This is a genomic window from Streptosporangium sp. NPDC023825 (genome assembly GCF_040639575.1).
Classification (GTDB): domain Bacteria; phylum Actinomycetota; class Actinomycetes; order Streptosporangiales; family Streptosporangiaceae; genus Streptosporangium.
The window spans coordinates 82035-95543 of record NZ_JBFAAE010000034.1 but is presented as its reverse complement, the minus strand read 5'-3'; the positions used below and the strand labels follow the sequence as shown (position 1 = coordinate 95543).

The 13509-nt window shown below is 72.2% G+C and carries 7 protein-coding genes; 4 read left to right on the top strand and 3 right to left on the bottom strand.

Annotation, left to right across the window (positions count from 1 at the left end; genetic code table 11):
- Positions 1-137: 137 nt before the first annotated feature.
- From AB0G15_RS26665 to mscL, 3 genes are all read right to left on the bottom strand, one after another.
- Complete coding sequence (locus tag AB0G15_RS26665) at positions 138-848, bottom strand: hypothetical protein (protein WP_362844886.1); 711 nt, start codon at positions 846-848, stop codon at positions 138-140.
- A 258-nt stretch (positions 849-1106) separates the two neighbouring features.
- Entirely contained in the window at positions 1107-4193 is a 3087-nt protein-coding gene (locus AB0G15_RS26660; RefSeq protein ID WP_362844883.1) for a BTAD domain-containing putative transcriptional regulator, read from the bottom strand.
- Positions 4194-4351: 158 nt separating this feature from the next.
- A complete protein-coding gene (mscL, locus tag AB0G15_RS26655; protein ID WP_362844880.1) occupies positions 4352-4780 on the bottom strand; it encodes a large conductance mechanosensitive channel protein MscL in 429 nt (142 codons plus the stop codon).
- A gap of 183 nt (positions 4781-4963) precedes the next feature.
- Between mscL and AB0G15_RS26650 the strand changes: the two genes are divergently transcribed.
- From AB0G15_RS26650 to treY, 4 genes are all read left to right on the top strand, one after another.
- On the top strand, positions 4964-8266 hold the full coding sequence (locus AB0G15_RS26650) for a BTAD domain-containing putative transcriptional regulator (RefSeq protein WP_362844878.1): 3303 nt from the start codon (positions 4964-4966) through the stop codon (positions 8264-8266).
- A 122-nt stretch (positions 8267-8388) separates the two neighbouring features.
- Positions 8389-8553, top strand: coding sequence for a hypothetical protein (locus AB0G15_RS26645; protein WP_362844876.1), 165 nt, complete (start codon positions 8389-8391; stop codon positions 8551-8553).
- Between the two features lie 239 nt (positions 8554-8792).
- A complete protein-coding gene (gene glgX, locus AB0G15_RS26640; protein WP_362844874.1) occupies positions 8793-10898 on the top strand; it encodes a glycogen debranching protein GlgX in 2106 nt (701 codons plus the stop codon).
- Positions 10891-13506 carry a malto-oligosyltrehalose synthase gene (gene treY, locus AB0G15_RS26635; protein ID WP_362844871.1) on the top strand — a complete coding sequence of 872 codons (2616 nt, stop codon included), beginning with the start codon at positions 10891-10893 and terminating at the stop codon, positions 13504-13506. Before glgX ends, treY begins: the two co-directional genes overlap by 8 nt.
- Positions 13507-13509: the final 3 nt, after the last annotated feature.

The following is a 13509-nucleotide window of genomic DNA, read 5'->3' as shown; positions in this document are numbered from 1 at the left end:
ACCGCAGCGAGCACCAAGAACAACCACACCGAGCACACCCGGAAAACGCCCCACCCGCACACCCGGAAACCCCCAAAGCACGCGGGAAGGGAAACACCCCAAGCGCCCAGAAAGGGAAACACCCCACCGAGAGGAGGTCAGACGAGCTTCCAGTCGTGGCGTTCCAGGAAGGCGCGCTCGCCGGTGGCGTACTCGGTGAAGGCCTCCTGGACCGCCCCCAGGTCCGGGACGTGCGTGCGGAACATCCGGTTCCTGACGCTGTCCTTGTACTCCAGCTCGTAGCCCGAGATCTCCGGGGAGCTCTGGACGAAGTGCTCGCCGAAGACGACCAGGGCGGTGAACGGGTTCTGCGGGGACATGGTGGCGAGCGCGTCGGAGATGAGCCGGAGGTCGGGCCCGACCACGATCATCCCGTCGCCCGTCCGCATCTCCATGGTCGGGTAGACGCCTCGCGGAGACAGGTTGTGCACCAGGCCGCGCTGCGGGTCGTAGCAGACCAGCCCGCACTCGGCGGCCAAGGCGAAGACCTCGGCGGACACCTCGTCGGCCCGTTCCAGCTCCACGCCGACCAGGACGTGGTCAGGGGAGAGCCACTCGGCCCCGGGCAGCCGATCGGCGAACGCCGTCACTCCCGGGTGCGCCTCAAGGGCCTCCGGCTTTCCCTGTTCTCCGGGACGGGGTTCCCCGTCATGCGGGAGCGCCGCCTCACGCTCTCCGGCGTCCTCCTGGTTCCCGAGGTGAGGTTCGGCGCGATGGGGCGCCCCACGGCGGAGGGAGCGGAAGACGTTCTCCGCGTGTTCCCTGGTGATCGGTTTGGGCTCGTACCAGACGGCCAGTTCGAAGCTCACGGCTCCATTGTCCTCCGGGTGCCTTTCCCGGTGGAAAAGGGCCGGACCGATCGGGTGATCGACCCGGAGGACGCGCCGGTGGCCTGAGCGCTCGCGATGCGTGGAAAGGGTCAGCCCCTGTGTGACCCTGCCGGAGATGAGCCCGCCGTACCCGCTCATCCTTGTACGGATCGTGAAGCCTCGAACGACCACGTGATCTCCTGCCATCCGGACGCTACGGAGCCGCTGCATATTTTCCGCATATGCCGGACAAGCCGATCAGGGGCAGCCGGTGATCGACGACTCGAGGAGTCCGGCCAGGTCGTCCGCCTTCGTCCCGTCCCCGACGACGGTGAAGAGCTCGTGGGCCTCACGCCAGCACCTGAGGGCCCTCTCCCTGTCGCCGGCCGCCGCGTGGGCGAGGCCGAGGCTGCGGAGCGCGCCTCCGAGGTACGTCGTCCAGCTGCGGGTCCGCCACAGCGCCACGGACTCCGTCAGGCGCTCGACCGCTCGCGCGTGGTCGCCGTCGGCGCGGTCGAGGTCGCCCAGGATCCACAGGGCGTCGGCCAGGTGGTGGGTGAGGTTGTAGCGGCGGCTGAGCTCCTCCACGGTGACGGCCGTGGGGCGCGCCCGCTCGTCGCCCTCGCCGCTGTAGAGCTTCGCCAGCGTGACCAGGGTCATCGTCTCGGACGCCGGGTCCCGCGCCACCCGGGACATGACGAGGGAGCGGTTGAGACACCGCTCCGCGGGTTCCGGCTGGCCGGTCTCGACGTACGCGAGGCCGAGGAACTGCAGGGACGTCGCCTCGAAGCGGGGGTTTCCCAGGGTCTCCGCCACCTCCAGCGCGCTCACCAGGTGCGGGACCGCCGACAGGACGTCCCGCTGGCCGTGCGTGATGCCGAGCGCCAGGTGGGCGCGCGCCCGGCCGCCGAGGTGGCCGGTCTCCTCCGCGAGGCGCAGCGCCGTCTCCGCCGACTCCACGGCCGGTTCGACGAATCCCTGCGCGGCCAGGCCCCAGGCGCACATCACGTGGGCGTCCGACAGCCCGCGCAGCTCGCCGGCCTCGGTGAACATCTCCGCGAGCCGGACGGCGTTGGTGTGCAGCGCCACCATGGCGCCGCCCTCGTGCTCGACCCCGGTCCAGGTGGTCACGTCGAGCAGCCCGCGCAGCATGACGGCCTCGCCGAGCAGGTTCCCCGCCGTACGGCAGGCCAGCATGGCCCGCTCGTTGAGGCGCCGGCACTCGGAGAAGAACCCGTGGGAGTCGAAGTAGCGTTCGAGGCACCCGGCGAGGTCCCAGGCGAAGTCGTCGAGCTCCAGGGCGCAGGCCTGCTCGACGAGACCGGCCAGCGCGGTCCGCTCGGCGTTGAACCAGGCGAGCGGGTCGCGCAGGAGGGACGCGGCGACGTCGCCGGGCAGTGCCCGGCGCGGCGCCGGGCCGTGGAGCACGGCGTAGCAGGCGCCGTGGACGTGCTCCATGGCCTGTTCGGCCAGCCAGAGCCACGCGCCGAACGCCCGGGTCGTCGCGAGCAGGAGTTCGGCCGGTTCCTCCTCGGCCTCCGCGCGCTCGCGGGCGTACAGTCGGACGAGGTCGTGGAAGCGGTAGCGGGCCTGCCCGGTGGCGTCGATCCCGGAGATGGTGACGAGCTGCGCGTCCACCAGCGTCTCCAGGTACGTCTCCCCCTCCTCGTGCGGGCAGCCGAGCAGCGTGGCGGGGACCCAGCTCGCGAAGCCGGGGACGTCGAGGAGGCCGAGCAGCCGGAAGGCGCGCCGCGCGTCCGCGGGGAGACCGACGTAGCTCAGGGCCAGGCTCGCCCTGACCGCGCGGTCGCCGACGACCAGCTGGTCGAGGCGCCCGCGCTCGTCGCCGAGCCGCCCGACGAGCCAGGAGATGCTCTGCCGGGGGCGGGCGGCCAGCCGCGCGCCCGCGACGCGCACGGCGAGCGGGATGCGGTCGCACAGCCAGACGAGTTCGGTGGCGGCGGAGAGCTGCGCGGCGACGCGGTCGTGCCCGATCAGCCGCGAGAGCAGCTCCACGGCCTCCTGGGTGCTCAGGACGTCCAGTTCGACCGCTCGCACGCCCTCCAGGCCGGAGAGCCTCGCGCGGCTCGTGACGATCACGGCGCAGCCGGAGGCGCCCGGGAGCAGGGGTCTCACCTGCTGCTCGGACGCCGCGTTGTCGAGGACGATCAGGACGTTCGCGCGGGCCAGGCGGCTGCGGTACAGCGCGGCACGGGCCTCGACCGTCTCCGGGATGCTCGACCCGGGTACGCCCAGCGCGACGAGGAACCGCCCGAGCACGTCGCCGGGGTGCTCCTGCTCCTCGTCGTGCGCGCCGTGCAGGTCGACGTAGAGCTGCCCCCCGGGAAACCTGTCGGCCAGCTGGTGCGCCACGCGCACCGCCAGGGCCGTCTTGCCGATGCCGCCCATTCCGGTGATGACCGAGACGGTCGTCGCGGAACGGTCGTCCAGCCGCGCGACGAGTTCCCTGACGTGCTGCTCGCGCCCCGCGAAGTCGGCGATGTTCATCGGCAGTTCCGCGGGGGGCTCGCGCGGCTCGGCCGGCCTCCTTTTCGTTCTCGGCTGCTCGTCCCGGTCGTCCTTGGCGAGCACGCTCGCGACGTGCCCGGGATCCGCCCGCTCCTCGGCCAGGATCAGCCGGTGCAGGTCGCGCAGCCGGTCCCCGGGTTCGACGCCCAGCTCCTCGTTCAGCAGGCGCCGGGTGTCGGCGTACACCGTCAGTGCCTCGGAACTCCGGCCGGCCCGGGTGAGCGCCACCATCAGGTGCGCCCGCAGGCGCTCGCGGAGCGGGTGCGCGTTCACGTGGCCGGTGAGCTCGGCGACGAGTTCCGGCTGGAACCTCACCGCGAGGTCGGCCTCGACGCGGTTCTCCAGCGTGGTGAGCCGCAGCTCCTCCAGCCGCGCCGCCTCGCCCGACAGGTCCTCGACGAACCGCAGGTCGCCGTACGCGGGGCCGCGCCACAGCCGCAGGGCCTGGTGGAGGAAGTCCGCGGCCTCGTGGTGGTCACCGTGCAGGAACGCGTCGCGGCCGTTCTTCGCCAGCGACTGGAATCGATGGACGTCCAGCTCACCGGGGTGCACGACCAGCAGGTAGCCGCCGTGCCGGCGCAGGACCCGTTCGTGGCCCAGGGACTGGCGGAGGCGGGAGGCGTACAGGCGCAGGTTGTTGTCGGCCGTCTTCGGCGGGTGCTCGCTCCAGAGCGCGTCCACCAGCAGGTCGTCGGCCACGGACCTGTTGGCGTGGTGGAGCAGCATCGCGAGCAGGGCCCGCTGCTTGCGTCCGCCCAGGGGAAGCGGCTGGTGGTCGGCCCTCACTTCGACCGGCCCCAGGACGGAGAAGTCCATACCACTCCCCTGGAAGGCTTCGCAGTGGCCAAGTTTGCCTGACCTCCCCCCGACCGTCAATGATCATCCACAGTTCCCGGGCCGTGGGACCGGCCGCCTGCCGGAGCCGGCACGAACCGCGGAACCCGGTGATCCGGGGGGATCCCGCCGGGCGGGTGCTACGCGGGCGGCCTGTCGGCGGCGGCGACCCGCGACAGTTCCACGGTGCAGAACGCGCAGCGCTTGGCGTCGACCGGGATGTCGCTCAGGCACTCCGGGCATTCCTTCTCGGTGGCCTTCTTGTTCCTGTCGAAGAAGCCGATCAGCCGGGTCATCGGCATCACGACCAGCCAGTAGATGACCGCGGCGATGATCAGGAAGCTCAGCAGGTGGTTGATGAAGTCGCCGTACATGAACCGGGAGCCGTTGATCGTGAACACGTACTGAGAGAAGTCCGGATTCCTGCCGCCGGTGATCGCTCCGATCAACGGCGTGATGAGGTCCTTGACCAGTGCCTGCACCAGCCCGCTGAAGGTCGCCCCGACCACGACGGCCACGGCGAGCTCGACGAGGTTGCCCCTCAGCAGGAACTTCTTGAATCCGCCCATCGCCCATGTCCTCCACTCGTGAGGACGGTCGGGCTACCCACCTGTCGGCGGCCAAACTTCCGTGTTTTCCGGGGGTTTCGTCGAAAAAGGACACAACCGGACCATCGCGGCGTGGGGATGTACGGGGGCCGGGGTGAAGGCGGAAGGCTACTATTCGGCGCAGTTCGTGAGCGAGGCGGTCGGATGGACTTTCGTGTGCTGGGCCCGGTCGGGGCGTTCGCCGACGGGGGGGCGGCGCTGGACATCGGCCCCTACCAACAGCGGCTGGTGCTGGCCATGTGCGTCCTCGCCGCCCCGCGGCCGGTCGGCCCGAGCCGGATGATCGACGCGCTCTGGGAGGGCGACCCCCCTCCGGGGGCGCTCAACACCGTGCAGGCGTACGTCTCCAAGCTCCGCCGCGTGTTCGAGCCGGGCAGGACGAGGAACGTGCCCCCGGTGGTGCTGGTCAGCAGGCCGGGGGGCTACGCGCTGGACGTTCCCGGCGGCGCGATCGACCTGGGCAGGGCGCGGGGGCACGCGGCCGTGGGCAGGAGCCTGGGGGCGGGGGGCGACCACGGGGGAGCGGTCAGGGAGCTGCGGCTGGCGCTGGGGGAGTGGAGCGGGGAGCCGCTCGCGGACCTCTCGGGCACCTCCTGGGCGGTGGAGGAGAGCGCGCATCTGGCAGAGCTGCGGCTGACGGTCGAGGAGGACCTGGCCGAGGCGGAACTCGCGCTCGGCCGGGGGGCGGCGTTGACGGGCGGGCTGGTCCACCTGGTCGGCGCCCATCCGTTCAGGGAGCGGCTGCGCGTGCTCGCCGCCCACGCGCTCTACCAGGCGGGACGGCAGGCCGACGCGCTCGGCGTGCTCGCCGAGGGGCGCCGGTTGCTGATGGAGGACATGGGGCTGGACCCCGATCCCCGGTCGAGGGAGATGGAACGGCGCATCCTCGGCCAGGATCCCGCGCTGGCGCCCCGCCTCGCGGTGGAGGCGGGCCGTGCGGCGGCGGAGGAGAAGGACGCCGGGCTGGTCGGCAGGGACGCCGAGGTGGAGGTGCTGGAACGGGCGGTCGCCGGTGACGGGCACCGGGTGGTGCTGCTGGCCGGGGAGCCCGGCATCGGCAAGACCAGCCTGGCCGAGCACGCCGCCGGGACCGCGCGGGCGGGCGGCCACCGGGTGGTGTGGGGCCGCTGCTGGGGCGGCACCGGCGCGCCGCCCTTCTGGCCCTGGACACAGGCCGTGCGGGACCTGGTCGGCAGGGACGGTGAGCTGGCGCGGCTGGCCGGAGCCGGAGCCGGAGCCGCCGGGCAGGCGGGACAGTTCGCGTTGTACGAGGCGTTCGCCCGGCTGCTGAACGAGCACGGCCGGGTCCTGGTGGTCCTCGACGACCTCCAGTGGGCGGACACCTCGTCGCTGCGCCTGCTGGAGTTCCTGGCCTCCACCCGGCTCTGTCCCGAGCTGACCGTCGTGGCCACGTACCGCGACACCGACGTACGCCCCGGCGAACCGCTGGAGCACGCCCTCGGCGCGCTGCTGCGGCTGCCGCACGTGCGGCGGCTCCTGCTGCGCGGCCTGGCGGAGGAGGAGATCCGCGAGTATCTGGGACGGGCGGGCGCCGACCCCGCGCTGGCCGCGGAGATGGGCAGGCTGACCGCGGGCAACCCGTTCTTCCTGGGGGAGGTGCTGCAGCTGGGGGAGACCCCCCAGGCGCTGTCGGACGTCGTGCGCGGCCGGATGGCCGGTCTGCCGCCCGGCACCGAGGAGGTGCTGACCGTCGCGGCGCTGCTCGGCAGGGAGGCGGCGACCGACGTCCTCACGCGCGTGGCGGGGCTGCCCGAGGAGCGGGTCCTCGACATCGTCGACGCCGCCGTGGGGGCCCGGCTGCTGGTCGAGGGGGACGGGCCGAGCTGCCGCTTCGTCCACGACATCGTCCGCGACGTGCTGCGCGAGGCGCTGCCGCCGCTGCGGCGCAGGAGGTTGCACGCGCGCATCGCGGAGGTGCTGGAGGAGCGGAGCGGGACGCGCCTGACCGAGATCGCCCATCACTGTCGCGAGGGCCTGCTGAGCTCCCGGATGGCGGGCAGGGCCATCGGCTACACCCGGCGCGCGGCGGCCCAGGCGACCGCGCAGTTCGCCCACGAGGACGCGGTGGAGGGCCTGGAGAGGGCGATCGAGCTGATCGGCCGGCTGCCGGAGCCCGACGACGCGCTGCGCTGCGACCTCCTGCTCGACCTGGCCGAGGCGCAGGCCGCGGCGGGGATGAGCGCCGCGGCCCACGCCTCGCTGGAGGCCACCGCGGAGATCGCCGAACGGCTCGGCGACGACAACCGGCTGGCCAGGGCGGTGCTGGGGTTCTCCGACCCGATCTCTTCGGCCATGTACGAGGAGATGACCGGCATCGACCGGCTCGCCAGGCGCGTCGACCGGGTCCTCGCCTCGGACCTGGCCGCGGACTCGCCGTGGCGGGCCCGGTTGCTCGCCGCCGCGGCGCTGACCGGCTCCACCGTACGACCCGTCGAGCGGAGCGTGGAGATGGCGGGGGAGGCGGTGCGGCTGGCCCGCCTCACCGGCGACGAGCGCGTCCTGTCCAGGACGCTGATCGTCCTGGAGATCCTGCTGCGCTCCGGCCACGACCACGAGCGCCGCGCGGCGGTCGTCGCCGAGATCATGGAGATCGGCCGCCGCACCGGTGACCTGGCCGTCGAGTGGATCGGCATGGAGAACGAGTACGTCGAGCTGACCGCCAGGGGAGCCGCCGGGCGGGCCGCGGAACTGCTGGACCGGCTGCGGGAGACCGCGGAGCGGCTCAGGCTTCCCTCGATGGTCAGCCTGGCCGCCTGGCAGGCCGCGGTCCGGGCCTACCTGTCAGGGTGCTTCGCCGACGCGCTCGCCGCGGCCGACGCGTCCGGCGAGGCCCACCCCGAGGGGGCGCTGGGCCGGGACGACGCGTCGCTGCGGCGGGAGGTGTTCCGCTTCCTGTCCCTGCGGGCGGCGGGCGGGGGCCACGAGCCGGGTGATCTTCACGAGCCGAGCGGGGTTCACGAGCCGGGCGGGGCGGGGGAGGCGCTCGCGCTGGCCGACGAGATGCTGGCCCGCCGTCCGGGCCAGAAGCCCTGGCGGATCCTGCGCTGCCTCGCCCTGATCGACCTGGGCAGGACGGCCGAGGCACGCGACGTTTTCGCCGGGCTCGCCCGCGACGGCTTCGCGGCGATAGGTCCCGAGCTGGCCTACCGGTTCGTCCCGGACGCCGTCAGCGAGATCTGCGCGGCGCTCGGCGACGAGGCGGCGGGGAGGGTCCTGTACGGCAGGCTCGCCCCGCACGCGGGCCGGTTGCTGGGCTGGTCGCTGACCGACCTGTGCCTGGCCAGGCTGGCCCTGCTCGGCGGCGACGCGGACCGGGCGCGGGCCCATCTGCGGGCGGCCGAGGCGTTCGCCGCCGGGGCCGGGCTGCGCGTCTACGGGCCCGCGCTCCGCGCGCTGGGCGAGAGGCTCCGCCCGCCGGGAGCGTGATCGGCCGTGACGCCCCGCGCTCCGCGTACCGGCCGGCACGTTTCGCCTGCGACGAGAGGGTTAGGTGGTAAAGGCCCGAGGGCGTCCGTGGCCTGGGGGCCGAAAGGAGCGAGGAGCGTGCATTGGCCGTCAACCGTGTGGTGACCGACATCCCGTCCGGCGTCCTGTCCGGCCGTCCGGCCGGGACCACGGCCGTCGCGCCCCCGCGCGACCGGTTCCACGGCCGGCGCGGCCGCCCGCCGCTCGACCCCGGCGGGCCGGTGATGGACATCTCCACCCCGGTCTGATCTACGCTCGGTCGACGCACGTCATCGCCAGGATCTGAGATCACCGTCACAGGAGTGGGAATGTGCGCATGGCCACGCGAACACGGGGCATATTCCTGCACCGCTGGAAGGCGGCGCGTTGACACCCTCCCCCCATCGGCCGAGTTCGCTCAGACTTTCGAGAGAAATCCGCAGTACGGCGTCGCGCCGTGTTCTCTCCTCCGCCTCAAGGCGGAGGTCTCCACGCTCAAGAGGAACTGATGATCGAGATTTGGCCGGGTGACCCCTATCCTCTCGGGGCCACCTACGACGGCGCGGGAACCAACTTCGCGCTTTTCACCGAGGCCGCGGAACGCGTCGAGCTGTGCCTGTTCGACGAGGAGAACAAGGAGACCAGGGTCACCTTCACCGAGTGTGAGGGCTTCGTCTGGCACGGATACCTGCCGGGCGTCGGCCCGGGGCAGCGCTACGGCTATCGCGTGCACGGCCCGTACGACCCGCCGAGAGGGCAGCGGTGCAATCCCGCCAAGCTCCTGCTCGACCCGTACGCCAAGGCGGTCGAGGGGGACGTGAAATGGGACGAGGCGGTGTACGGCTACCGCTTCGGCCATCCGGACAGCCGCAACGACGCCGACTCCGCCGAGTTCGTGCCGCGCTCCATCGTGATCAACCCGTTCTTCGGGTGGGGGCACGACCGGCCGCCGAGCACGCCGTACCACGACACGGTGATCTACGAGGCGCACGTCAAGGGCCTGACGATCAACCACCCGAAGATCCCCGAGCGGATCCGCGGCACGTACGCCGCGATCGGCCACCCGGAGATCATCGATCACCTGACCGCCCTCGGGGTGACGGCGATCGAGCTCATGCCGGTGCACCAGTTCGTCACCGACCACGTCCTCGCCGAGCGGGGGCTGACGAACTACTGGGGCTACAACAGCATCGGGTTCTTCGCGCCGCACAACGCCTACTCCAGCACGGGGCAGCGCGGCGGGCAGGTGCTGGAGTTCAAGGCCATGGTCAAGGCCCTGCACGAGGCGAACATCGAGGTCATCCTCGACGTGGTCTACAACCACACGGCCGAGGGCAACCACCTGGGCCCGACGCTGAGCATGCGCGGCATCGACAACGCCGACTACTACCGCCTGGTCGACAGCGACAAGCGGTACTACATGGACACCACCGGCACCGGCAACAGCCTGTTCATGCGCTCCCCGCACGTGCTCCAGATGATCATGGACTCGCTCCGCTACTGGGTCATCGAGATGCACGTCGACGGCTTCAGGTTCGACCTGGCCTCGACGCTGGCGCGCGAGCTGCACGAGGTCGACCGGCTGAGCGCCTTCTTCGACCTGGTCCAGCAGGACCCGGTGCTGTCGCAGGTCAAGCTGATCGCCGAGCCGTGGGACGTCGGCCCCGGCGGCTACCAGGTGGGCAACTTCCCCGCCAGGTGGACCGAGTGGAACGGCATGTACCGCGACACGATCCGCGACCTGTGGCGGGGCGAGCCCGCCGCGCTGCCCGAGTTCGCGTCCAGGCTGACCGGCTCCAGCGACCTCTACCAGGACGACAGCCGCCGCCCCGCCGCCTCCATCAACTTCGTCACCTGCCACGACGGCTTCAGCCTGCAGGACCTCGTCTCGTACAACCACAAGCACAACGAGGCCAACGGCGAGGACAACCGGGACGGCGCCGACGACAACCGCTCCTGGAACTGCGGCGAGGAGGGGCCCGCCTCGCTGGCGATCGAGTCCCTGCGCGAGCAGCAGAAACGCAACTTCCTGACCACGCTGTTCCTGTCCCAGGGCGTTCCGATGATCTCCCACGGCGACGAGTTGGGCCGTACCCAGCGGGGCAACAACAACGTGTACTGCCAGGACAACGAGCTGAGCTGGGTCGACTGGTCGGACATCAGGGAGAACTGGCTGCTGCTGGAGTTCACCCGGCGGCTGGCCAAGCTCCGCGCCGACCACCCGGTCTTCCGGCGGCGCAGGTTCTTCTACGGGCGGCCGGTACGCGGCTCGGAGGAGAACCTCAGCGACATCGCCTGGCTCACTCCGAGGGGGGAGAAGATGACCGACGCCGACTGGAACGTGGGGTACGCCAAGTCGCTCGCCGTCTTCCTGAACGGCGAGGCCATCACCGAGCCCGACCGCCGGGGCCGGCGGATCGTCGACGACTCGTTCCTGCTGCTGTTCAACGCCCACCACGACGTCATCAAGTTCACGCTGCCCAAGGACTACGGTGAGATGTGGCTGACGGAGATCGACACCGCCATGCCGATCACGGTCGACACCCGGGTCTGCCGGGCCGGAGAGAGCGTGCCGGTCGTCGGCCGCTCGGTGAGGGTGCTGCGCCGTGTCTGAGCCCGTGACCCAGCCCGTCCCCGAGCCCCACCCCGAGCCCGTTCCGCTGGAGCCCGCGCCCGGGATCGTCCCCCCGGGGTCGGTGCCCGAGCCGGGCCCCGTGCCGGAGCCCGTGCCGGAACCCGGGCCCGGCATGCCGCCGGACCCGCTGCCGGAGATCTCGCCCGAGACCCCGCCCGGTGCCGTCCCGCCGCAGGTCGCCCATGACGAGATCCTGCCGGAGTCCGTTCCCGGGACCAGGACCGGCGTGGACGTCCCCGACCCCCTGGTGCTTCCCGAGGAGGTGCCCGCGCCCCCGCCGCCGCCGGGTTCGTACGAGGTGCCGATCTCGACCTACCGTTTCCAGCTCACCCCCGACTTCGGGTTCGAGAAGGTGGCCGAGCTGGCCCCGTACCTGCGGGACCTGGGCGTCAGCCACGTCTACCTGTCACCGATCCTGCAGGCCGTGCCGGAGTCGCGGCACGGCTACGACGTGACCGACCACTCGCGCGTCCGCGAGGAGTTCGGCGGCGTGGAGGGGCTGCGGGAGCTGTCGGCGACGCTGGCCCAGCACGGCATCGGCATCGTCGTCGACATCGTGCCCAACCACATGACGATCCCGGTGCCCGAGTCGGGCAACGCGCAGCTGTGGTCGGTGCTCAAGGACGGGCCGGAGTCGCCGTACGCGTCGTGGTTCGACATCGACTGGTCCGTCGAGGACGGCGAGGACGGTGACGGTGCTGGCGGTGTCGGCGGTGTCGGCGGTGTCGGCGGTGTCGGCGGCAAGGTGAACATGCCGGTGCTCGGCGACTCGGGCGAGGCGGTGGCCGACGGCGACGTGCTGCGCTACCACGACCACGAGTTCCCGCTGCCCGACACGCACTACCGGCTCGTCGACTGGCGGCGCGGGCCCGGCTACCGCCGGTTCTTCGACGTGTCCTCGCTGATCGCGGTGCGCGTGGAGGACCCGGAGGTGTTCGACGCCACGCACGCCGTCATCCTCTCGCTCGTCAGGGAGGGGGTCATCCAGGGGCTGCGGGTGGACCACCCCGACGGGCTCGCCGAGCCGCGCGGCTACCTGTCGCGGCTGCGCGAGAGCGCGGGCGTGTGGACCGTGGCGGAGAAGATCCTGGTCGGCTCCGAGCGGCTGCCCGCCGACTGGGAGTGCGACGGCACCACCGGCTACGAGACGCTCAACCGGATCACCGGGCTGTTCGTCGACCCTGCGGGCAGGGAGCCGCTGGTCGAGCTGTTCGCCCAGCAGACCGGGGTGCGGGACGACTACGCCGCCGTGGTCCGCGAGTCCAAGGCGGAGGTGCTGAACCTGTTCTTCGGCGCGGAGATCGACCGGCTGCACGCCGTCGTCGGCTCCGACCGGCAGACGCTGGTGGAGCTGCTCGCCGCGATGCCGGTCTACCGGGCCTACGCGGTGCCGGGCGAGCCGGTGCCCGAGGCCTCGGTCAGGATCGTCGAGGAGGCCGGGCGGGTCGCCGCCGGGCGGCTGCCCGAGGGCGCCCCGGTGGCGGAGGTCGTCGAGCGGGTCCTGACCGGGCCCGCCGAGGCTGTCACCCGCTTCCAGCAGACCTGCGGCCCGGTGATGGCCAAGGGGGTCGAGGACACCGCCCTCTACCGCTGGTACCCCCTGTCCTGCCTCAACGAGGTGGGCGGCGAGCCCGACCGGTTCGGCGGGTCGGTCGAGGAGTTCCACGCGTTCTGCCGGGAGATGCCGCCGGGCACGATGACGACGCTCTCCACGCACGACACCAAGCGCTCCGAGGACGTGCGGGCCCGCCTCGCCGTGCTGTCCGAGATGCCGGGGGAGTGGGCGGCGGCGGTCGGCGAGTGGTCCTCGAAGGTCTCCTTCGACCCGGCCCTCGACTACCTGGCCTGGCAGAACCTGATGGCCTCCTGGCCGATCGGGCCCGGCAGGTTCTTCGACTACCTGTTCAAGGCGGCCCGCGAGGCCAAGACCTCGATCTCCTGGGCCACCCCCGACCCGGCCTACGAGCGCGGCATCCGCGACTTCGTCGGCCGGGCCGTCGAGGAGTGCGGCGCCTCGGTCGCGGAGTTCGCCGCGAGGATCGAGCCGTACGCCAGGTCCAACTCGCTGAGCCAGAAGCTCGTCCAGCTCATGATGCCCGGCGTGCCCGACCTGTACTGGGGCAACGAGATCACCGACTTCTCCCTGGTCGACCCGGACAACCGGCGCCCGGTCGACTTCCCGCTGCGCCGCCGGATGCTCTCGTCGGCCCAGGCCCACGCGAGCCAGGCCCACCCGGACGAGGCCCACCCGAGCCCCGCCGCCGCAGGCAGCCTGTCGTGGGACGAGGCCAAGCTGGCGGTCACCGCCCAGGCCCTGGACCTGCGGCGGAGGCTGGACCCCGAGGCGCCGTACGTCCCGATCGAGGCCGGGGAGCACGCGATCGCCTTCGCCAGGGGGGAGCGGGCCGTGGCGGTGGCCACCCGGCTGCCCGTCGGCCTGGAGCGGCGCGGCGGCTGGGGGAGCACCGCGCTCACCCTGCCGCACGGCACGTGGCGGGACCTGCTGTCGGGTGCCGAGTACACCGGCCGGATCCCGTTGGCCCACCTGCTGTCCGTCCACCCTGTCGCGCTGCTGGAAAGGGACTGACCG